This window comes from Streptomyces sp. NPDC056222 (genome assembly GCF_042264065.1).
Classification (GTDB): Bacteria; Actinomycetota; Actinomycetes; order Streptomycetales; family Streptomycetaceae; genus Streptomyces.
This window is the reverse complement of sequence record NZ_JBHJTL010000012.1, coordinates 82883-103302: the sequence shown is the minus strand read 5'-3', so window position 1 is coordinate 103302 and position 20420 is coordinate 82883. Positions and strand designations below refer to the sequence as shown.

General features: G+C 72.9%; 18 protein-coding genes. 9 read left to right on the top strand and 9 right to left on the bottom strand.

The genetic code is table 11. From position 1 onward, the window contains the following. The first annotated feature begins 3 nt into the window (after nt 1-3). A complete protein-coding gene (locus tag ACFC0D_RS08905) occupies nt 4-1398 on the top strand; it encodes a GNAT family N-acetyltransferase (protein WP_376432647.1) in 1395 nt (464 codons plus the stop codon). Here ACFC0D_RS08905 and ACFC0D_RS08900 read toward each other — a convergent pair. After that, nucleotides 1325-2530: a trans-sulfuration enzyme family protein gene (locus ACFC0D_RS08900; protein ID WP_376432645.1), complete on the bottom strand. Its 1206-nt coding sequence runs from the start codon at nt 2528-2530 to the stop codon at nt 1325-1327. The two genes, ACFC0D_RS08905 and ACFC0D_RS08900, sit on opposite strands and share 74 nt — an antisense overlap. Before the next feature lie 59 nt (nt 2531-2589). Here ACFC0D_RS08900 and ACFC0D_RS08895 point away from each other — a divergent pair, with 59 nt between their 5' ends. The 3 genes from ACFC0D_RS08895 (at nt 2590) to ACFC0D_RS08885 (ending at nt 5461) form a co-directional block, all read left to right on the top strand. Continuing rightward, nucleotides 2590-3087, top strand: coding sequence for an Lrp/AsnC family transcriptional regulator (locus ACFC0D_RS08895; RefSeq protein WP_329123259.1), 498 nt, complete (start codon nt 2590-2592; stop codon nt 3085-3087). Nucleotides 3088-3136: 49 nt separating this feature from the next. Beyond that, nucleotides 3137-4840, top strand: coding sequence for a DUF885 domain-containing protein (locus ACFC0D_RS08890; protein ID WP_376432642.1), 1704 nt, complete (start codon nt 3137-3139; stop codon nt 4838-4840). Nucleotides 4841-5014: 174 nt separating this feature from the next. Continuing rightward, nucleotides 5015-5461, top strand: coding sequence for an Lrp/AsnC family transcriptional regulator (locus ACFC0D_RS08885; protein WP_376432640.1), 447 nt, complete (start codon nt 5015-5017; stop codon nt 5459-5461). Here ACFC0D_RS08885 and ACFC0D_RS08880 read toward each other — a convergent pair. The 4 genes from ACFC0D_RS08880 to ACFC0D_RS08865 all read right to left on the bottom strand — a co-directional run bounded on the left by ACFC0D_RS08880 (nt 5451) and on the right by ACFC0D_RS08865 (nt 12039). Further along, entirely contained in the window at nt 5451-8681 is a 3231-nt protein-coding gene (locus tag ACFC0D_RS08880) for an AAA family ATPase (RefSeq protein ID WP_376432638.1), read from the bottom strand. The genes ACFC0D_RS08885 and ACFC0D_RS08880 overlap by 11 nt on opposite strands. Next, nucleotides 8678-9850: an exonuclease SbcCD subunit D gene (locus ACFC0D_RS08875; RefSeq protein WP_376432636.1), complete on the bottom strand. Its 1173-nt coding sequence runs from the start codon at nt 9848-9850 to the stop codon at nt 8678-8680. The genes ACFC0D_RS08880 and ACFC0D_RS08875 overlap by 4 nt, the downstream gene beginning before the upstream one ends. Before the next feature lie 126 nt (nt 9851-9976). Next, the gene (locus ACFC0D_RS08870) at nt 9977-10603 is read right to left on the bottom strand and encodes a YigZ family protein (RefSeq protein WP_376432634.1); all 627 of its coding nucleotides are present in this window, start codon (nt 10601-10603) and stop codon (nt 9977-9979) included. Nucleotides 10604-10641: 38 nt separating this feature from the next. Further along, nucleotides 10642-12039 carry a PucR family transcriptional regulator gene (locus ACFC0D_RS08865; RefSeq protein ID WP_376432632.1) on the bottom strand — a complete coding sequence of 466 codons (1398 nt, stop codon included), beginning with the start codon at nt 12037-12039 and terminating at the stop codon, nt 10642-10644. Between the two features lie 358 nt (nt 12040-12397). Here ACFC0D_RS08865 and ACFC0D_RS08860 point away from each other — a divergent pair, with 358 nt between their 5' ends. The 3 genes from ACFC0D_RS08860 to ACFC0D_RS08850 all read left to right on the top strand — a co-directional run bounded on the left by ACFC0D_RS08860 (nt 12398) and on the right by ACFC0D_RS08850 (nt 15867). Further along, entirely contained in the window at nt 12398-13885 is a 1488-nt protein-coding gene (locus ACFC0D_RS08860; RefSeq protein WP_376432629.1) for a long-chain fatty acid--CoA ligase, read from the top strand. A gap of 35 nt (nt 13886-13920) precedes the next feature. Continuing rightward, nucleotides 13921-15375: a carboxylesterase/lipase family protein gene (locus ACFC0D_RS08855; protein WP_376432627.1), complete on the top strand. Its 1455-nt coding sequence runs from the start codon at nt 13921-13923 to the stop codon at nt 15373-15375. A gap of 69 nt (nt 15376-15444) precedes the next feature. Further along, entirely contained in the window at nt 15445-15867 is a 423-nt protein-coding gene (locus ACFC0D_RS08850; protein WP_376432625.1) for a CoA-binding protein, read from the top strand. A 29-nt stretch (nt 15868-15896) separates the two neighbouring features. On the opposite strand, the gene ACFC0D_RS08845 is transcribed toward ACFC0D_RS08850, so the two are convergent. Both ACFC0D_RS08845 and ACFC0D_RS08840 read right to left on the bottom strand, forming a co-directional pair. Beyond that, entirely contained in the window at nt 15897-16454 is a 558-nt protein-coding gene (locus ACFC0D_RS08845) for a YbaK/EbsC family protein (protein WP_376432623.1), read from the bottom strand. 44 nt (nt 16455-16498) lie between these two features. Next, nucleotides 16499-17071 (bottom strand): helix-turn-helix domain-containing protein, encoded by a 573-nt coding sequence (locus ACFC0D_RS08840; RefSeq protein WP_376432621.1) that lies wholly within the window; start codon nt 17069-17071, stop codon nt 16499-16501. Between the two features lie 118 nt (nt 17072-17189). Between ACFC0D_RS08840 and ACFC0D_RS08835 the strand changes: the two genes are divergently transcribed. Further along, on the top strand, nt 17190-18059 hold the full coding sequence (locus tag ACFC0D_RS08835; protein WP_376432619.1) for an EamA family transporter: 870 nt from the start codon (nt 17190-17192) through the stop codon (nt 18057-18059). A gap of 212 nt (nt 18060-18271) precedes the next feature. Here ACFC0D_RS08835 and ACFC0D_RS08830 read toward each other — a convergent pair whose 3' ends face one another. Next, complete coding sequence (locus ACFC0D_RS08830) at nt 18272-19015, bottom strand: acyltransferase (RefSeq protein WP_376432617.1); 744 nt, start codon at nt 19013-19015, stop codon at nt 18272-18274. 122 nt (nt 19016-19137) lie between these two features. Between ACFC0D_RS08830 and ACFC0D_RS08825 the strand changes: the two genes are divergently transcribed. After that, on the top strand, nt 19138-19665 hold the full coding sequence (locus ACFC0D_RS08825; RefSeq protein WP_376432615.1) for a gamma carbonic anhydrase family protein: 528 nt from the start codon (nt 19138-19140) through the stop codon (nt 19663-19665). A gap of 84 nt (nt 19666-19749) precedes the next feature. Here ACFC0D_RS08825 and ACFC0D_RS08820 read toward each other — a convergent pair whose 3' ends face one another. Beyond that, a complete protein-coding gene (locus ACFC0D_RS08820) occupies nt 19750-20415 on the bottom strand; it encodes a DedA family protein (protein WP_376432693.1) in 666 nt (221 codons plus the stop codon). Nucleotides 20416-20420 lie beyond the last annotated feature (5 nt).

Below are 20420 nucleotides of genomic sequence, written 5' to 3'. Positions count from 1 at the left end.
GTCATGACTGATGTGACATCCGCGAAGAGCGCCCGCCGTCCCCACCACTGGCGGCGGGACCTCATCGAGCTGGCCGCCCTGTTCACGGCCGTGGTGGTGGCCGACACGATCGCCAAGACCGTCGTCCGCGGCGCCGACGGTCCGTACATGCTGGTTTTCTCCGCGATCGCCCTGATCGCCACGGCCACCTTCCACACATGGTGGGCACGGCGCCACAGCCATGCACCGCCGGCCGGTGATCCCGGCGGCAGCGGGCACACCCCGCTGCCGTCGGACACCGGCACCGGCGAGCCCGTCGAAACGAGCCTCTGGCGGATGCGGACCACGGTCCGTGACGCCCCGGGCAGCCTCGCCGCGCTGTGCACCGCGCTGGCCCGCCACGAGGTCGACATCCTGACCCTGCAGACCCATCCGCTCGCCGAGGGCACGGTCGACGAGTTCCTGCTGCGCGCCCCGGCCGTCCTCCAGGCCAACGAACTCACCCGCGAGATCGCCGCCGCGGGCGGAAGCAGCACCTGGATCGAGCGGGCCGACGCCCACGACCTGGTGGACACTCCGACCCGGCTGCTCGGCCTCGCCACCCGCACCGCCCTCGACGCCGCCGAACTCCCGCTGGCTCTGCGCCAGCTGCTCGGTCGGTGCACCATCCACTCGCTGCCCGCCGTCTCCCTGACCGGCCGGCCCACCGGGGAGACCGCACCGGTCGAGGGCGTTCTGGAGGAGACGGTGATGCGGCTGCGCGACCCCAACGGCGGGGCGATCACGATCGAGCGGCCCTATCTGCCGTTCACCCCGACCGAGTTCGCCCGCGCTCGCGCGCTCGTCGAACTCGACGCACGCCTCGGCCCGCGCATCCCGCGCAGCCACGACGTCCTCACCCTGCCCGAGGGCAACGAGATCACGGTCCGCCGCGCCGACCAGAGCGACCTGGTCGCGGCCCGCGCCATGCACGACCGCTGCTCCGAGCGGACCCTGGGGCTGCGCTACCACGGGCCGGTCGGCGACGCCGACCGCTATCTGAGCCACCTCCTCAGCCCCCGCTTCGGCCGCACCCTCGCCGTGCAGACGGCCTCCGGCCGGCTCGTCGCCCTCGGCCATCTGCTGTGGGACGGCGACGAGACGGAGGTCGCCCTGATGGTCGAGGACGACTGGCAGCGCCGGGGCATCGGCTCCGAACTACTCGGCCGTCTTGTGGCCATGGCCGTCGAGGCCGGATGCGAGAGCGTCTACGCGGTGACCCAGTCCTCCAACACGGGCATGGTCGCCGCCATGCGTGCGCTCAACCTCCCCCTCGACTACCAGATCGAGGAGGGGACCCTCGTCATCACCGCCCGGCTCGGGGCGACTCCGACGCAGAGCCGTGTGTCGTACGAGGAGTACCAGCAGGCGGAGCGCTGAGCGCCTGCGTCAGATCCCGCCACAGGTCCTCCACGTCCTCCAGACCGACCGACATCCGGAGCAGCCGGTCGCTGACGCCCGCCGAGCGCCGGTCTCCCTCGGCCACGATCCGGTGGCTGATGGAGGCCGGGTGCTGGATCAGGGTGTCGACGCTGCCGAGACTGACCGCGGGCGTGATCAGCCGGACGCCGGCGATCACGTCGTGCGGGTCTCCGTACACCTCGAACGAGACCATCGCGCCGCCCACCCTCGGGTAGTGGACCCGGGCGATGCGCGGATCGGTGGCCAGCCGCCGGACCAGCTCCGCAGCCGTCGACGACGCCGCCCGTACCCGTACCGGCAGGGTGGACAGTCCCCGCAGCAGCAGATAGCCGGCGAGCGGGTGCAGCACTCCGCCGGTGGCGAACCGCACCTGGCGCAGCGAGCGGGCGAACTCCTCGTCGCAGGCCACCACGCCGCCCATGACGTCGCCGTGACCGCCCAGGTACTTGGTCGCACTGTGCAGCACGATCCGCGCACCGTGCTCGACCGGCCGCTGGAGCACCGGAGTGGCGAAGGTGTTGTCGACCAGCAGCGGCACCGAGCCGCAGGCGTGGGCCACGGCGCGGATGTCGACCTCGGCGAGGGTCGGGTTGGCGGGGGACTCCACCATCACCAGGCCGGTGTCCGGACGGATCGCCTCGGCGATGCCCGCCGGATCGGTCCAGGTGACCTCGGTGCCGAGCAGGCCGGCGTTCAGCAGATGGTCGCTGCAGCCGTACAGCGGCCGGACGGCCACCACGTGGCGCAGCCCGAGGCTCGCCCGGACGAGCAGTACGGCGGTGAGCGCCGCCATGCCGCTGGCGAAGGCCACGGCGGAGTCGGTCCCCTCCAGCCGGGCGAGCGCCGACTCGAACCGGGCGGTGGTGGGGTTGTCCAGGCGGGCGTAGACGGGCGGCCCGTCGAGCCGGGCTCCCGTGGTGGCGAACTCGTCGATCCGGGCGGCTTCGGCCCGGGTGTCGTACGAGGGGTACGTCGTGGACAGATCGATCGGCGGGGCGTGCACACCGAGCTCCGCGAGGTCTTCGCGGCCGGCGTGCACGGCTTCGGTGGCCAGAGCCCTGGGGGTGGAGGCGTCGTAGTCCATGTACATGGCGGAACTGTGAACGGATACCGGAAAGTAGCGTCGAATGTCCGTGCTACGTTCGGCGAATGGCCGATTCTGTCGTACTGGACCCGGTCGATCTGCACATACTTCGCCTCCTGCAGAACGACGCCCGGACCACCTACCGCGAACTCGCCGCCGAGGTCGGCGTCGCGCCGTCCACCTGCCTCGACCGGGTGGCGCGGCTGCGCCGCACGGGAGTGATCCTGGGACACCGGCTTCGATTGGATTCGGCCAAACTCGGCCGGGGGCTCGAAGCGCTCCTCCTTGTCCAGGTCCGCCCGCACCGGCGCGAACTGATCGGTCCGTTCGTCGAACGCATTCGCGCGCTTCCGGAGTCCCGGGCACTGTTCCATCTGACGGGACCGGACGACTATCTCGTGCACGTGGCCGTGGCCGACCCCGCCGACCTGCAAAGACTCGTGCTCGACGAGTTCACCTCGCGCCGCGAGGTGGCCCGCGTGGAGACCCGGTTGATCTTCCAGCAGTGGGAGTGCGGACCACTTCTGCCGCCCTCTCCCGGCGCTCATTTGTCAGCCGACTGAGATCGAATGAGGGTGACGCGGGCACGCCGGAGGCACGAGGATGAGCCTCATGCCAACGACTTCCAGCAGCGCGCTGCCCCGCCAGGTCGCCGACACCTTCGTCGACGCACTCATCGAACTCGACCCGATCACCGGTACATACCTGGGAGTCAAGGAAAGCGCAGGTCGCCTTCCCGACTTCTCGCCGGCCGGGCAGGAGACGGTGGCCGAACTCGTCCGCCGCACCCTGGCCCTGCTCGACGAGGCCGAGAAGCGGCCCGGCGCGGACACCGATGCCGAACGGCGCTGCGGCCGCCTGCTGCGGGAGCGACTGACGGCCGAACTCGCCGTCCACGAGGCCGATGAAAGCCTCTGCACGGTCAGCAACATGCGCTCCCCCGCGCACAGCGTGCGGATCGTGTTCACCGTGATGCCGACGGAGACCGAAGAGGACTGGGAGGCCGTGGCCCAGCGGCTGCGCGCGGTTCCGGCGGCACTGGAGGGCTATCGCGCCTCGCTCGCCCTCGGACTCGAGCGCAAGCTTCTGGGCGGGCCCCGGCCGACCGCGACCTTCGTCGAGCAGCTGACGGAGTGGTCGGGCGGGGACACCGAAGGCCGTGGCTGGTTCGAGGAGTTCGCCGCGCAGGGACCGGAGTCGCTCCGTCCCGAACTGCGTACGGAACTCGCCGAGTCGGCCGCGGGTGCGACCGCGGCGGTCGCCGCGCTGCGGGACTGGATGCGGGACGTGTACGCCCCTGCGGTCGCCGGTGCCCCCGACACGGTGGGCCGCGAGCGCTACCAGCGGTGGTCGCGCTACTTCAACGGCACGGACCTGGACCTCGACCAGGCCTACGCGTACGGCTGGTCCGAGTACCACCGTCTCCTCGCCGAGATGCGCGTCGAGGCGGAGCGCATCCTGCCCGGCGCGGGTCCGTGGGAGGCCCTGGCGCACCTGGACGAGCACGGCACGCACATCGAGGGCGTCGAAGAGGTCAGGGTCTGGCTGCAGAACCTGATGGACCAGGCGATCGAGGCGCTCGACGGCACCCACTTCGAACTCGCCGAGCGGGTACGGAAGGTGGAGTCGCACATCGCTCCGCCCGGCGGCGCCGCGGCGCCCTACTACACCGGCCCCTCGGAGGACTTCTCCCGGCCCGGGCGCACCTGGCTGCCGGTCGACGGCCAGACCCGCTTCCCGGTGTACGACCTGGTGTCGACCTGGTACCACGAGGGTGTGCCGGGCCACCATCTGCAGATCGCCCAGTGGGTGCACGTGGCCGATCAGCTCTCCCGCTATCAGGCGACGATCGGCGGAGTGAGCGCCAACGCCGAGGGCTGGGCGCTCTACGCGGAGCGGCTGATGGACGAGCTCGGCTTCCTGCCGGACGCCGAGCGGCGGATCGGCTACCTGGACGGGCAGATGATGCGCGCCTGTCGCGTGATCGTCGACATCGGCATGCACCTGCGGCTGGAGATCCCGGCGGACTCGCCCTTCCACCCGGGCGAGCGGTGGACGCCCGAGCTGGCGGAGGAGTTCTTCCAGCAGCACTCCAGCCGGCCGGCGGCCTTCGTCGCGAGCGAGATGACCCGCTATCTGTCGATGCCGGGCCAGGCGATCGGCTACAAGCTGGGCGAGCGGGCCTGGCTGCTCGGCCGCGCCAACGCGCGGGCGGCGCACGGCGACGCGTTCGACGCGAAGGCCTGGCACATGGCGGCACTGTCACAGGGCCCGCTGGGCCTCGACGACCTCGTGGACGAGATCTCGCGTCTCTGATCGCGGGCCATGGGCACCGCTCCGGGTCATGGGTCGACGGCCCACGGGCGCAGTGGCAATCGGGACGGATGAGGGCGGGGCCGGGTGGAAATCCGGCCCCGCTGCCCGTTTCGTACGGTGGGAATCCCCGGGCATTTCTTGATCGACCGGGGATTTCCCTGCTACATCTCGTTCATGAGCGGATATTCACCGGACGCCACCGACTGGCGCATCCTCGAGGCCCTGCAGGCCGAGGGCAGGGCCAGCTTCGCCGAGCTGGCGCGGGCCGTGTCGATGTCGGCGTCCGCGGTGACCGAGCGGGTGCGCAGGCTGGAGGAGGCCGGGGTGATCGCCGGGTACACGGCGGTGGTGGACCAGGAGCGGCTCGGGCTGCCGATCCTGGCCTTCGTCCGGCTGCGCTACCCCAACGGCAACTACAAGCCCTTCCACGATCTCGTCGGGACCACCCCCGAGATTCTGGAGGCGCACCATGTGACCGGCGACGACTGCTTCGTGATCAAGGTCGCGGCCCGGTCCATGAAGCATCTGGAGGAGATCTCCGGGAAGATCGCCACGCTCGGCTCGGTGACGACGAACGTCGTCTACTCCTCACCCCTCCCCCGGCGCCCGATCAGCCGCTGAGGCCGCCTCCCGTACAAAGCTTCACGGCCGAGCCGCTGCGCTCCTTGACCACCTCCAGCTGGGCCGGGATGCGGCGGCGCAGGTCGCCGACGTGGCTGACGATGCCGACGCTCCGGTCCCGTTCGCGCAGGGAGTCGAGGACGTCGAGCACCTCGTCGAGGGTCTGGTCGTCCAGGCTGCCGAAGCCCTCGTCGATGAAGAGGGTGTCGAGACGGACGCCGCCGGACTCGTCGGTGACGACATCGGCGAGGCCCAGTGCGAGCGCCAGGGAGGCGAAGAAGGTCTCGCCGCCGGAGAGGGTGGCGGTGTCGCGCTCGTTGCCCGTCCAGGCGTCGACCACGTGGAGGCCCAGTCCTGCGCGCTTGCCGCCGGTCCGGGCGTCGGAGTGGACCAGGGTGTAGCGGCCGGAGGACATGCGCTGGAGGCGGGCGGTGGCGGCGGCCGCGACCTGCTCTAGCCGGGCGGCCAGTACGTACGACTCCAGGCGCATCTTCCGTTCGTTCTCGGCCGAGGTGCCGGCGGTGAGGCCGGCGAGCCGGGCGACCCGTTCGTACTCCTCGCGGAGCGGCCCCAGGCGGCGGACCTCCGTGTCGGCCTGCCGGGAGAGCCGTGCCAGCTCGGCGCACCGCTCGCGTACGACCGCGAGGGCCGACGTGGCGTCCCGCAGAGCCCGTTCGGCCGCGGTGTGCGCGGCCTCGGCGCTCGCCGGTTCGGCGGGCGGCCGGTCGGCGGCGGCCCGTGTCCCGGGCTCGGCGAGCCGGTCGGCGACAGCGGCGGCCTCCGCCTGCCAGGCGTCGAGCCGTTGCTGGAGGGTACGGCGCTCGCCGTCCTCCAGGAGCGCGCCGGCGGCCTGGGCGGGGGTGTCGAAACCGGCGCGGAAGGCGGCGTCGGCGAGCCGGTCGTCGGCCTCCTTGAGCCGCTGGGAGGTGAGGTCCACGGCCCGTACGGTCTCGGCCGCGTCGATCAGGATGGCGATCTTCCGCTCCAGCCGCGAGGCGTGCTCGGCGACGCTCCCGGACTCGCCACGGCCTCTGACCAGTTCGGCGTCCAGGCCGGCCTGCTCGCGGTCGAGCGCCTCACGCTGCGAGGTGCGCCCCGCCATCCGCCGCTCGGCGTCCCGCTGCGCGCCGACCCTGCTCTCGTACTCCCGCTCGGCCCGCGCGAGCGCCTCACGCGCCCCGTGCGTCTGCGCGGCGAGCGAGTGTGCCTCGGTATGCCGCGCGGCCAACTCCTCCACTTCCCGGGCCAGTTCGGAGACGGTGGGCTCGGCCGCCACCGCTTCTGCCGGGATCCTCTCGTCGGCCACGGGAGCGGCGCCCTCGCCCGCGGTTCCGCTCGGGGCCCGCCCGACGGAGGCGTGCAGGGCGGACTGCTCGTCGCCGCTGGGCGTGTGGCCCGCATTCGGGGTTGCGGCGGCGGCGCTGCCTGTGAGGACTCCTGCGCGTGTCTCCGCGTCGGCAGAGGCGCGGCCCTGTGTCGGGATCACGGGTGAGGGTCCCGCGAGGACCTCCGCGCGGGCCGCGGACCAGGATTCGCGGGTGACCGCGAGCTCGCGTTCGGCTGTGGTCCTGGTCTCCTCCGCGCGAGTGAAGGCGGCGTAGGCCGCGTCCTCGGCGGTGCGGTCGACGTGGTCGGCGCCGGTGCGGGCGGGGGCCGGGTGGTCGGCGGAGCCGCAGACCTGGCAGGGGGCGCCGGGGGTGAGGGCGGCGGCCAGTTCCGCCGCGATGCCCTGCAGGCGACGGGACTTGACGTCGAGCCAGGCCTCGTGGGCCGTGTTGCGGTGCTCGCGGGCAGCCGTGAGCCGGGCCTCGGCGGTGTTCGTCCGCTCCGCGAGGTCGTCGCGGCGGCGGGCCGCCGACAGCCTGCGGCGGGCGGGTTCGAGGCGGCCCGCCAGGTGCTCGGCGCGGGCGGCGGCCTCCTGGGCCGCCTCGATGCGTGCCGTCAGCTCCGCCCGCCGCGCCTCCCACCCTGCGAGCCAGCCGCCCGCGTCCTGGAGGATCTCCTCGTCGGCGCGGGCCTGGCGCTCCAGAACGGCGCGTTCCTGGGCGATGTCGGCGCTGCGCCTCTCGGCGCGCCGCGCGGACTCCAGGCCGCCGAGCTCCTCGCGCAGTCGGCGCTCCAGGGCGGACAGTTGCTCCGCGCCCGCGTCGGCCAGGTCGGCGGGCAGCCTGCCGCGGATCCGCTGCCGGGCGGAGCCCGCGGCCGCGTGCTCGCGCTCCGCGTCGGCCCGCAGTCCGAGGGCGGGTGCCACGCGGTCGGCCTTGCGGGCGCGCTCCAGCGTCGCCTCCCACACGTCCCGCTCGGGCCGGCGTTCCTCCAGTTCCCGCTGCCGTCGCCGCGCCTCCGCGTGCCGCGCCTGACGGTTCGCCAGGTCCCGTTCCGTGTCGAGCGCGTGGCGGGCGGCCGCCTGTCGGGACTCGGCCGCCGAGACCGCGGAGTCGGCGATGTCGAGCGCCTCGCGCGCCTCGGACCGGGCCACGGCGGCCCGGGTCTGGACGGCCTCGGCGAGTCCGGGCTCACCTGGCCGCTCCTCGACCACGGCGCCGCCCGTCTCCTGCGCCATCCGGTGGGACAGCGCGAGCAGCCGCTCGTCCCCCTCCCGTACCTGCTGCTCGGCGGCGCGCCGCAGATCGGCGAGGCGCTCCTCGACGGCCGCGAACCGGCGGGTGTCGAAGAGCCGCCCGAGCAGCTTGCCCCTGGCCTCGGCGTCGGCACGCAGGAAGCGCGCGAAGTCGCCCTGGGGAAGGAGGACGACCTGGCAGAACTGCTCGCGGCTCATCCCGACGAGCTGGGTGATCTCCTCGCCGATCTCCTGGTGGGAGCGGCTGAGCCCGGTCCACTCCGCCGTGCCGGCGTCGTACTCCCGCAGCCGGCTCTGCGCCTTCTCGGTGGTGAAGCCGCCGCCCCGCTTCTTGGGGCGTGGCTGGGCCGGGCGTCGGGTGATCTCCAACCGCCGGTCCCCCACGGTCAGTTCGAGGGTGACTTCGGTGGAGGTGCCGGTCGCGGCGTGGTCGCTGCGGAGCGAGGCTCCCGGGGACTGCCGCGCGCCCGGCACGGCGCCGTACAGGGCGAAGCAGACGGCGTCGAGGACGGAGGTCTTGCCCGCGCCGGTCGGTCCGTGGAGCAGGAAGAGCCCCGCGGAGGACAGGGCGTCGAAGTCGATCTCCTGGGTGGCGCCGAAGGGACCGAACGCGGTGACGGCAAGGCGGTGCAGTCTCACCGGGCGCCCACCTCGCGCTCCGCCGCGTCCACCCGTACGTCGTCGAACGCGCCGTACAGCACGCTCCGTTCGGCGCCGTCCGGTCCCGCGCCGCCGCGGACATGCGCCACGAAGTCCTCCGCGATCTGCTGGTCGCTGCGGTCGCGCAGCCGCTGTGCGTACGAGGCGAAGGGGTCGCCCTCGGTGCGCTCCGGCTCGAAGACCAGGTTCAGGGTGTGCGGGAAGCGTTCGGTGAGCCGGGCCATGGGCTCGGCGGGCCGCACGGGGTCCGTGAGGGTCGCCTCGACCCAGGACTGCTCGTGCCGTACGAGGGCGGGGTCGGCCAGCAGGTCGTCCAGCCGTCCCCTCATCCGGGCGAGGGGCCGGGGCACCGGGCAGTCGATCCGCTCGGCGGCCTCGATGCCGCCCTCGGGTCCGAGGTCGATCAACCACATGGTCTTGCGGTGATCCACCTCGGAGAAGGAGTAGGCCAGCGGGGAGCCGGAGTAGCGCACGCGCGGGGTGACGGCCTGACTGCCGTGCAGATGGCCGAGGGCCACGTAGTCGACGCCGTCGAAGACTCCGGCGGGGACGGCGGCGACACCGCCGACGGTGATGTCCCGTTCGCTGTCGCTCGGTTCGCCGCCGGCGACGAAGGCATGGGCGAGGACCACGGACCGGGTGGAGTCGGGCCGCTGCGCGAGGTCGGCCCGGACGCGGTCCATGGCAGCGCCGAGGACCGCCTCGTGCCCGGCCTTGGTGACACCGAACTGCTCGCGGACCAGGGCCGGTTCGAGGTAGGGAAGGCCGTACAGGGCCACGTCCCCATGGGCGTCGGTGAGGACGACGGGCGTGCCGACGCCGGTCGGGTCCGTCCGCAGATGGATTCCGGCGCGCTCGATGAGCCCGGCGCCGACCCCGAGGCGGCGGGCCGAGTCGTGGTTCCCGGAGATCATGACCGTCGGCACCCCGACCTCGGCGAGACGGTGCAGGGCGGTGTCGAAGAGCTCGACGGCGGAGAGCGGCGGCACGGCCCGGTCGTAGACATCCCCGGCGACGAGGACCGCGTCCACGTCACGCTCGCGCACCGTGGCCACCAGGTGGTCGAGGAACGCGGACTGGGCGTCGAGCAGGCCGACCCGGTGGAACGACCGTCCCAGGTGCCAGTCCGACGTGTGCAGGAATCTCATGATCCAGGAGCGTATCGGTGGGGTCGGACATCGGTCGGGGCTTCGGGAATCCCAGGGGCTGCGGGAATCCCGAGGACATGCGCAACGCCCGGGGTCGCGGACGGGTGCCCTCGGCGGATGACGCGCTCAGGCATCGCCGTACGCCTCGCCGCCGAGCTCCAGCGTCGCCGCGCCGGCCGTCGCGTCCGCGAGCCAGGCGCGGAACTCCGCCACGTCCGCGTCCGGCAGACCGATCTCGATGGTGACCCCCTCGGCGTACGTCACCTCACGGACCGCGCGCCCGGTCGCCCGCAGGTCGTTCTCCAGCTTGCCCGCACGCTGGTGGTCGACGGTGACGGTGGCGAGACGGAAGCGCTGCCGGGTGATCGTGCCGAGTGCGTCCAGGGCCTCGCCGACCACACCGCCGTACGCCCTGATCAGACCGCCGGCGCCGAGCTTCACGCCACCGTAGTAGCGGGTCACGACCGCGGCGACGTACCGCACCTCCCGCCGCATGAGCATCTGGAGCATCGGTACACCCGCCGTGCCGCCGGGCTCGCCGTCGTCGCTCGCCTTCTGGACGGCGGCGTCGGCGCCGATGACGTACGCGAAGCAGTTGTGCGTGGCGGTCGGGTGCTCCTTGCGGATGCGTGCGACGAACTCCTGCGCCTCCTGCTCGGTCGCGACGGGTGCCAGCGCGCAGATGAAGCGCGATCGGTTGATCTCGGTCTCGTGCACACCCTCGCGGGCGAGCGTGCGGTACTGCTCCTGCATCCCGCCACCCTATGCGCCCGCGCCCGTGCTCCCGGCCGTCAGTCCCCCGGCGCCCGCTCGGGCTCCGCGCCGAGGCCGGCGAAGCCACCGAAGTCGCCCGGTCCGCCGAGGTCCCCGAAATCTCCGGCGCCGGCCGGGTCGCCGAGGTCCGCGAGGGGCAGCGCCCTCAGGGCCAGGGACCAGCCGAGGCGGGTGGCACCCGACTCGCTGGAACGGCCGGTGAGCTCCGCGATTCGGCTGATGCGGTTGAGGACCGTGTTGCGGTGGCAGTAGAGCTGCTCGGCAGCCCGGGCCGCCGAGCAGCCGTTGTCCAGCCAGACCCGGAGGGTCTCGAGGAGGGCGGCGCGTTCGCCGCCGGTGGCCAGGACGGGTCCGAGGTGGACGGTGACGATCCGCTCGGAGATGTCACCCCGGCCGCTGAGCAGCACCTCGGCGAGCCGGTCGTCGAACGTGGCCGCCTCGCCACTGCCCGTGGGGAGCGTACGGAGGGTCTCCTCGGCCAGGCGCAGTGCCCGGCCGGCCCGCGCGAGCCGGTCGAACTCCGGGGAGACCCCGGCGGTCGCGCCCGTCCGGTTCCGGAGCAGGTCGAGCAGGGTGCGGTGGGCGTCCGCGCCGCGCGGCAGCCGGACGATGCCGGCGTAGCGGCCGCCACGGGGGCGCCAGAACGACCACATGCCGTGCGCCTCGAGGACGGGTGCCGGGTGGGGCGGGGCGGCCGGGTCCTGGGCGGCGACCACCACGACGTACCGGTCCTGCTGCGGCACGCCGAGTGCGGCGGAGGCGGCCGCGGCGACGGCCGGGTCGTCGGCGCGACCGTCGAGCAGCGCCTCGAAGAGCGCGACCCGGCGGGTGTCCTGGCGGCTCTGCATCTCCAGCTGGGTCAGGCGGTACGCGTCGGACATGACGACCGAGTAGCGGTCGATGGTCTCCCAGACCGCGCCGGCGACGTCGAGCTCGGTGTCGCGGCTGTCGGAGTCCCGGCCGGGCCTGGTCCGCAGATGTTCGGCCATCACCAGCCACAGGACGCGGCCGCCCCGGCGGTAGGCACACAGAACGGTGTCGAGCGGGACGTTCTGCTCGGCCCGGCGGCGGCCGGTCGCGCGGGCCGCGTCCTCGAAGTCTCCGCCGGTGGGGGCCAGTCCGCCGAAGTCCTCCAGGGCTCGCAGCAGGTTGTCGCGGACGAACCTCCACAGCTCCTCGCGTGTGACGGGGGTTCCGGAGGCGTACGTGCCGCTGTGGGCGCGGATGTCGTCGACGGCCCGGTCGGTGAGGCGGTCGAGGTCGTCGATCAGCGCGGTGGCGAGGGTGTGGCGCAGCGCGCCGGTGGCGGAGCCGACGGGGGTGTGGCGCAGCGCGCCGGTGGCGGAGCCGACGGGGGTGTGCGCGCCCCGGCCTCCGGGAGCCGTCGAGCCGGACGTCGCGGAGCCACGCGCCATGGAACCGGGTGATGTGGAGCCGCGTGCCGCGGAACCGGACGATGCGGACCCGCGGGCCGCGCCTCCGGACGATGCGGAGCCACGCCCCGCGCCGCCTCCGAGCGTCGTGGATCCGCGCGTCGCGTCTCCCGGCGTCGTGGGGCGGGGCGTCCTGCCGGGAGTCGTCGGGGGGCCGTGCGTCATGGCCGCACCGTAACGCCGGAATTTGGCGAATGCCACGCCCCGGTCGGCCACAGGGGGCCGCTGCCCAGCTCCGTCGGTCACATGGTGGGCAGATGCACATGGTGCCCGGCCGGCATGGCGACGGATTCTGTCTCGTGTCAAGCGATTGTCAACGCGGTGTTTCCTGGAGCGTGCCATGTCACTGAGCGTCGCCAACGTCCTGGGCGAGTCCGCCCGCCACTTCCCCGACCGGATCGCGGTGGTGGAGGGCGCGGCCCGGGTGACGTACGGGGAACTGTGGGGCGAGGCGCTCCGCTGCGCCGCCGGGCTGCGCGCCGCGGGCGTGAAGCCGGGCGACCGGGTCGCGGTACTCCTGCCGAACACCACGGAGTTCCTGCGGGTGTACTACGGCGCGCTGGCCGCGGGGGCGACCGTCGTGCCGGTGCACGCGCTCCTGGTGGCCGAGGAGGTCCAGTACGTCCTGGAGCACAGCAAGGCGGTGGCGATCGTCAGCGGCGGACCGCTGTGGCCGGTGGCCGAGGAGGCGGCGCGGGCCGCCGGGGTGCGCGCGCTGCAGGGCGCGCCTTCGGCGGCCGAGCCGCTGCGCGCCCCCGAGCCGGCCGAACCCTCCGACACGGCCGTGATCCTCTACACGAGCGGGACGACGGGACGGCCGAAGGGCGCCCGGCTCACGCATCTCAACATCGTGCTGAACGCCTCCGTGACCTCGCAGGACCTGCTGGGTCTGGGCGCGGAGGACGTGGTCCTCGGCTGTCTGCCGCTCTTCCACAGCTACGGGCAGACGTGCGCCATGAACGGGACGCTGCGGGTCGGGGCCACGCTGGTACTGATGCCCCGGTTCACCGGGGCCGCGGCGCTGGAGGTGCTGGCCGGTGAGGGCGTCACCGTCTTCATGGGCGTTCCGACGATGTACCACGCCCTGGTGGAGGCGGCGGCCGTGTCGGGCTCCGGGCAGGTGGCGCTGCGCGCCGCGGTCTCGGGTGGCGCGGCGCTCCCGGTGGCCGTGCTCGAACGGTTCGAGGAGACGTTCTCGACCCAGGTCCTGGAGGGCTACGGCCTCACCGAGACCTCGCCGGTCGCCACCTTCAACCAGCCGCACATCGGACGGCGTCCCGGGACGGTCGGACACCCCGTCTGGGGTGTCGAGATCGGGATCGCGGACGCGGCTGTGGACGACGAGGTCCGGTTCCTCGCGGACGGCGAGATCGGCGAGGTGGTGGTGCGCGGGCACAACGTCTTCGCGGGGTATCTCGACGACCCGGAGGCGACGGCCGCGGCGGTGGTCGACGGCTGGTTCCGGACGGGTGACCTCGGGGTCCGTGACGAGGACGGGTTCCTGAGCATCGTGGACCGGAAGAAGGACCTCGTGATCCGGGGCGGCTTCAACATCTACCCGCGCGAGGTCGAGGAGGTCCTGGTCCGCCACCCGGCCGTCTCCGAGGTCGCGGTGATCGGCATCCCCGACGACGCTAAGGGCGAGGAGGTCTGCGCGGTGATCGTCCGGCGCGCCGACGCCGGCGTGGTCACGACGGAGGAGCTCGTCGAATGGTCGAAGGAGCGTCTCGGTCGTCACAAGTACCCGCGGGTGGTCCGGTTCGTCGACGAGCTGCCGCTCGGGCCGACCGGCAAGGTCCTGAAGCGGGCGCTGGTGTCCGCGGTCTGAGCACGGCGCGGCGCGCCGAGGAGGGGGCTGAACCGATGTCCGATGGTGCCGGTCCGCTGGTGACCACGTGTGAAGGTGTCCTGCGGGGCTCCCTGGAAGGCGGTGTGGCCTCCTTCCTCGGTGTCCCGTACGCCCAGGCCCCCGTGGGTCCGCTGCGCTTCGGGGCGCCCGAGGCCGTCGAACCCTGGGACGGCGTGCGCGAGGCGGTCGCCTTCGGGGCGACGGCCCCCAAGCGCCCGTACGCCCCGCCGCTGGACGCGCTGCTCCCGGATCCGGACGTCGTGGGCGAGGACTGTCTCAACCTCAACGTCTGGGCCCCCTGGGAGCGCGGGGCCGGGAGCCGTCCGGTCATGGTCTGGATCCACGGTGGCTCGCTGGTCCATGGTTCGTCGTCCGTCCCCGTCTACGACGGGGCGGCGTTCGCCCGCGACGGTGTCGTGCTCGTCTCGCTCAATTACCGGCTCGGCATCGAGGGCTTCGGGGTGTTCCCCGACGCTCCGGCCAATCTGGGGCTGCGTGACCAGCTGGCCGCGCTGACCTGGGTACGGGAGAACATCGCGGCCTTCGGGGGCGACCCGGAGCGCGTGACGGTCTTCGGCGAGTCGGCGGGCGCGATCTCGATCGCCGCGCTGCTCGCCTCCCCGCTCGCCAAGGGGCTGTTCCGGCGCGCCGTGCTCCAGAGCGGGGCGCCGACCGCGCTTCCGCTCGAACGGGCCCGCCGGACGACCGAGGCCATCGCCTCGCACCTGGGCGTCGAGGCGACCGCGCGGGCGCTGTCCGCCGTACCCCGTGACCGGCTCCTCGACGCGCAGACCGCGGTGACCGGGAAGGGCTCGCCGCTGACGGGTGGGCACTCGTTCCAGATCGCCGTCGACGGCGAGGTGCTCCCCCGCGACCCGGCCGAGGCACTGCGCGACGGGGCGTCGGCGGAGGTCGATCTGCTGATGGGGACGAACACCGAGGAGTACCGCCTGTGGTTCGTGCCCAGCCGGCTGACCGAGCGGCTGAGCCGCCTCGCGCTGAGGGCGGCGCTGTGGAGGACCAAGGTGCCGTCGCGGACCACGCGCGCGTACCGGGCGAACCGGCCCGGCGAGACGCCGGGCGAGCTGCTCGGGGCGCTCGCGACCGACAAGCTGCTGCGCGTGCCGCTGAACCGAGTGGCGGACGCCCGGCCGACGGGTCCCGGCTCGACCCATGTGTACGAGTTCGGCTGGCGTTCCCCGGTCATGGGCCTCGGCGCCTGTCACGCCCTGGAGATCGCCTTCGTCTTCGACACCTTGGACCGGCCCGAGGCGGTGGCGCTCACCGGCCCGGACGCCCCACGCGAGCTGGCGGCGGCGATGCACGGGGCCTGGACGCGGTTCGCCGCGACCGGCGACCCGGGATGGCGGCCCTGGGACCCGTCCCGGCCGGTGATGACCTTCGGCCCGGGCGCCCCGACGCTGGTCGAGTCCCCGCGCGAGGACGAACGGCGGGCCTGGGACACCTGACACGACCGACGGGGAATCACCGGGGCCCCTGGCTCGTTCTGGACAGCGACGAGCCACAGGAGGCAGCAGATGAGCGTCGAGACCGCGACCACCGAGTCGGACACCGTACGGAAGATCCTGACCGCGACGGGCGACACCTGGGCGGTCGTGGGCCTGTCGTCGAACCGGGCGCGCGCTGCGTACGGCGTGGCCGCGGTGCTGCAGCGCTTCGGCAAGCGAATCGTGCCCGTCCATCCGAAGGCGGAGACGGTGCACGGCGAGCAGGGTTACGCCTCGCTCGCCGACATCCCCTTCCCGGTCGACGTGGTCGACGTCTTCGTCAACAGCGAGCACGCGGGACAGATCGCGGACGAGGCGGCCGCCATCGGCGCCAAGGCGGTGTGGTTCCAGCTCGGCGTGATCGACGAGGCGGCGTACGACCGGACCCGCGAGGCGGGCCTCGACATGGTCATGGACCGCTGCCCCGCGATCGAGATCCCGCGCCTCGCCTGAGCGAGGCCCTCGAAGCCCCGCGCCACGCCTCAGCCGACGCCGAGGCCCTCCAGGACGACGGCGCCGGGCAGTTGGGCGAAGGCCTTGCCCGGCACGATGAGCTTGCCGCGCCGTCGGCCGCTGCCGACGAGGACCCATTCGGTGTCGACGACGGTGGCGTCGACGAGGACCGGCCAGTCGGCGGGGAGCCCGATCGGGGTGATGCCCCCGTACTCCATGCCGCTCTCGCCGGTCGCGGTCTCCGACGGCGCGAACCGCACCTTGCGGGATCCCAGGTGCTTGCGGACGACTCCGTTGACGTCGACCCGGGTGGCGGAGCGCACCACGCAGGCTGCCAGGGTCGTCTCCTCGCCGCGCTTCCCGGCGACGATCACGCAGTTGGCGGACTGGTCGAGCAGCCGGGGCCCGTAGTGCTCGACGAAGACGGCCGTGTCGGCGATCTCCGGGTCGGTGTCCACATACAGCAGCTGGTCGGCCGGGACGGCTCCCCGCCAGGCGCGGACCGCGGCGGCCACCGGTTCGGTGAGCCGGTCGAGGCACTCGGGGGCGGGAACGGCGTTGTCGAAGTCTCCGATGGGTGCGCGCATGGGCGACACGCTAACAAGGCGCCCGTTCCCCGGGTTTGGTCGTCTCAGCGTGCGGGCGGGATGGAGACCGCCATGGTCATCTCGGCCTTGTCCGTGCCGTCGTTGCGGTAGGCGTGCGGCACATTGGCCTCGAAGACGGCCGAGGTGCCGGCCGGGATCCGGTGCTCCTCGCCCTCCACGACGAGGGTGAGCTCGCCCTCCGTGACGTGCAGCAGTTCGGTGGTGCCGTCGGGGTGCGGGTCGGAGGCGCTGCCGTCGCCGGGCATCAGCGTCCAGGACCAGAGCTCCAGCGGGCCGCGTGCCTCGGTGCCGACCAGGAGCTTGGTGTGGCTGCCCGTGGACGTGGACCACATGCGCACGGCCTGATCGGGCGGGACGAGGCGGACGTGCGGGCCCTGCTCGTAGTCGAGGAGGGTCGTGATCGAGATGCCGAGCGCGTCGGCCAGCTTCACCGTGGTGCCGACGCTGGGGTTGGTACGGGCCTGCTCGATCTGGATGATCATGCCGCGGCTGACCCCGGCCCGTGCGGCGAGCGCGTCCAGAGTGAAACCGCGCTCGTTGCGCCACCGCTTCAGATTCCGCGCGAGCGACTGCGTGAGCTGATCGAGGTCCGACACATTCCGTCCAATATTTTGGATGACAGAGTTCAACAGACTGAACTACCGTGTGGTCTATCGCGGTGTACTCAGCTGTACACCGCACTGTACTGCGAGACCACCACCCTGCGAGGATTCCATGACCGCGCTGTTCGCCCTGGCCACCGCCCTGCTCTGGGGGCTGGCCGATTTCGGCGGGGGGCTGCTCACCCGGCGCATGCCCGCGCTGACGGTCGTCGTCGCCTCGCAGACCATCGCGGTCGTGGTCCTCGGCGCCATCGTCGTCGCCACCGGCGGCTGGAGCGAGATCGGCCCCCAGCTCTGGTACGCGGTCGCCGCGGGTGTGGTCGGCCCGGTGGCCATGCTCGCCTTCTACAAGGCCCTGGCCCTCGGCCCGATGGGCGTGGTCTCCCCGCTCGGCTCGCTCGGCGTCGTGGTGCCCGTGTCGGTGGGCCTGCTCATCGGCGACCGGCCGGGGCTGCTCCAGTTCGCCGGGATCGGCGTGGCGATCGTGGGCATCGTCCTGGCCGGCGGACCGGAGCTGCGCGGCGCGCCGGTGCAGCGGCAGGCGGTGCTCCTCACCGTGGTCGCGGCTTTCGGGTTCGGCTCGGTGATGGCCCTGATCGCGGAGGCGTCCACGACCCTCACCGGCCTGTTCCTCGCCCTGTTCGTGCAGCGCGTCACCAATGTGGCGGTGGGCGGTGGCGCCCTCTACGTCTCCGTGAAGCGGGGCGGCCGGGCGCTGCCCGAGGGCGGTGAGGGCATGAAGGTCGTCTGGGCGGCCCTCCCGGCGCTCGCCTTCGTCGGCCTCGCGGACGTCGCCGCCAACGGCACGTACTCGATCGCGGCGCAGAACGGTCCGGTCACCGTCGCCGCAGTCCTGGCCAACCTCTACCCGGTCGTGACGGCGCTGGCCGCACGCGGAGTGCTCAAGGAACGGTTGCGGGCGGTACAGGCGGCGGGTGCGGGCCTCGCCCTGGTCGGCACGGTGCTGCTCGCGACGGGCTGACGACGGGACCTGGACAGCAGCACGCAGTCGTCGCTCGCCAGGCGCCGCGCAGCCGGGCCGGTCGACGGTCGGGCCTGGCCTGACCCGGTCGACCGTCAGCCCGGTCGACGGTCGGGCCCGGGCGGGCCGCACCCGTCAACGGTCACGCCCGTCAACGGTCACGCCGGTCGACGGTCGGACCGGACGCCCCACGCCTGACGCCCGCGCCGGCGTCACCCCTCCGCGAGGTCCCAGGCCGCCAGCGCGGCGAGCTGCTCGTGCGTGACGCCGTCCGGGATCGGCACCGGCGCCGGCGTCCGCAGCGGCGGCTGCCAGCCCAGCTCCGGGTCCCAGCTGCGCACGACCTTCGCCGGGGCGCCGGCCACCACCGAGTGGTCCGGGACCTCTCCCCGTACGACCGCGCCCGCCGCGACCACCACGTTCCGGCCGAGCTTGGCGCCCGGCAGGATCACCGCACCCGTGCCAAGCCAGCAGCCCGGGCCGATCTCGACCGGCTCGGAGCGCGGCCACTGCCTGCCGACCGGCTCGTCGGGATCGTCGTAGCTGTGATTGGTCGAGGTGATGTAGACGTACGGACCGCAGTACGTGTCCGAGCCGATCGTCACCGTCGTGTCCGCGATGACATGGCTGCCGCGCCCCAGGACGACACCGTTCCCGAGGGTCAGGACCGTGTCGGGGCCGAGGTCGAGCCCCGGCAACATGCCTGCGGTGAGGGTGACCTGCTCGGCGATGATGCAGCACTCGCCGATCTCGATCCACTGTTCGCCGAAGACCGTGCCCTGCGGGAAGGCGAGTCGGGTGCCCGCGCCGAGCCGGCGGAAGCGCAGCCGTCCGGGGCTCTCGGCGGTCACGGAACCGGCCTCCTGCACCCAGCGCCATCCGCCCTGCACGGCACGGGCCAGAACCCGGCGCCGCCAGGCGGCGAGAGAGGAGAACGTGTTTCTGTTCTTGGGCACCCGGACACGGTAGTCCTCACCGTCGTACCTGATCACGGGGGTGCCCTGTGATGTCCGTCATCAGGCGGGGGCTAGATTGCCCCGCAGGGCGTGACGCAACGACGAAGGATCAGGAGCGAACGATGACAGAGGCGTTGATCAAGGGCGTGGGCGGCAAGGAGCCGCGGGTCGATCCGACCGCCTTCACCGCGCCGACCTCCGTCGTGCTCGGCGAGGTCACGCTCGGCGCCCGCGCGAGCGTCTGGTACCACGCGGTGCTCCGGGCGGACTGCGGTCCGGTCGTCGTCGGCGAGGACTCCAACATCCAGGACAACTGCACGGTCCATGTCGACCCCGGCTTCCCGGTCACCATCGGCGAGCGTGTGACGGTCGGCCACAACGCGACCGTCCACGGCTGCACGATCGAGGACGACGTCCTGGTCGGCATGGGTGCCACGATCCTGAACGGGGCCCGTGTCGGTGCCGGTTCGCTCATCGCCGCGCAGGCGCTCGTCCCCCAGGGCATGGAGATCCCGCCGGGTTCGCTGGTCGCCGGCGTCCCGGCCAAGGTCCGGCGCCCGCTGACGGAGGAGGAGCAGGCCGGGATCCGTCTCAACGCGGAGATGTACCTGCACCTGGCCAAGGGCCACGCCGAGGCTTTCGAGGACTGAGAGCGGCGGAGCGGATACGGCGAAGGGCGCGGCACCCGAATCGGGTGCCGCGCCCTCGCCGTGTCTCCGAGGTCTCCCGCCGGGTCAGTCCGCGACGGTCGCCGGGACGGGCTCCGGGGCCGACTCGGCCGAGGACTCCGCCTTGGCTGCGGCCTTCTTCGCGCGGTTCTTCAGGATCAGCATCGAGGAGAGGCCGACCACGACGGCGAGCACCAGGCCGAGCCAGGAGAAGCGCTTGAGCCAGGCCTCGGCGACGATGCCCACCGAGTAGATGACGGCCGTCGTGCCGCCCGCCCAGAGGATGCCGCCGAAGACATTGGCGATGGCGAACTTCCAGTACGGCATCTTCAACACGCCCGCGAGCGGTCCGGCGAAGATCCGCAGCAGGGCGACGAAGCGGCCGAAGAAGACCGCCCACATGCCCCACTTCTCGAAGGACCGCTCGGCCAGCCCGATGTTGGCCTCGCTGAAGTGCTTCGGGAACTTCTTCCCCAGCCAGGCGAGCAGCGGCCGCCCACCCTTGCGGCCGATCGCGTAACCGATCGAGTCGCCGATGATCGCGCCGGCCGTGGCGCAGGCGCCGAGGACGTACGGATTGATGTCGCCGTGCTGCGAGGCCAGCAGGGCCGAGCTCACGAGGACGATCTCGCCGGGCAGTGGGATGCCCAGGCTCTCCAGCCCGATCACCACCCCCACCAGCGCGTAGACGGCGACCGCGGGGATCGTCTCCAGCCACTCCTGGACGTGCAACGCGG

Excerpts from the sequence above, each read along its gene's own strand:
- ACFC0D_RS08860 (WP_376432629.1), top strand. The coding sequence starts at position 12,398 with ATGTCACTGAGCGTCGCCAACGTCCTGGGCGAGTCCGCCCGCCACTTC.
- ACFC0D_RS08835 (WP_376432619.1), top strand. The coding sequence starts at position 17,190 with ATGACCGCGCTGTTCGCCCTGGCCACCGCCCTGCTCTGGGGGCTGGCC.
- ACFC0D_RS08825 (WP_376432615.1), top strand. The coding sequence starts at position 19,138 with ATGACAGAGGCGTTGATCAAGGGCGTGGGCGGCAAGGAGCCGCGGGTC.
- ACFC0D_RS08905 (WP_376432647.1), top strand. The coding sequence starts at position 4 with ATGACTGATGTGACATCCGCGAAGAGCGCCCGCCGTCCCCACCACTGG.
- ACFC0D_RS08885 (WP_376432640.1), top strand. The coding sequence starts at position 5,015 with ATGAGCGGATATTCACCGGACGCCACCGACTGGCGCATCCTCGAGGCC.
- ACFC0D_RS08890 (WP_376432642.1), top strand. The coding sequence starts at position 3,137 with ATGCCAACGACTTCCAGCAGCGCGCTGCCCCGCCAGGTCGCCGACACC.
- ACFC0D_RS08875 (WP_376432636.1), bottom strand. The coding sequence starts at position 9,850 with ATGAGATTCCTGCACACGTCGGACTGGCACCTGGGACGGTCGTTCCAC.
- ACFC0D_RS08845 (WP_376432623.1), bottom strand. The coding sequence starts at position 16,454 with ATGCGCGCACCCATCGGAGACTTCGACAACGCCGTTCCCGCCCCCGAG.
- ACFC0D_RS08855 (WP_376432627.1), top strand. The coding sequence starts at position 13,921 with ATGTCCGATGGTGCCGGTCCGCTGGTGACCACGTGTGAAGGTGTCCTG.
- ACFC0D_RS08850 (WP_376432625.1), top strand. The coding sequence starts at position 15,445 with ATGAGCGTCGAGACCGCGACCACCGAGTCGGACACCGTACGGAAGATC.
- ACFC0D_RS08870 (WP_376432634.1), bottom strand. The coding sequence starts at position 10,603 with ATGCAGGAGCAGTACCGCACGCTCGCCCGCGAGGGTGTGCACGAGACC.
- ACFC0D_RS08895 (WP_329123259.1), top strand. The coding sequence starts at position 2,590 with ATGGCCGATTCTGTCGTACTGGACCCGGTCGATCTGCACATACTTCGC.
- ACFC0D_RS08900 (WP_376432645.1), bottom strand. The coding sequence starts at position 2,530 with ATGTACATGGACTACGACGCCTCCACCCCCAGGGCTCTGGCCACCGAA.
- ACFC0D_RS08865 (WP_376432632.1), bottom strand. The coding sequence starts at position 12,039 with ATGGCGCGTGGCTCCGCGACGTCCGGCTCGACGGCTCCCGGAGGCCGG.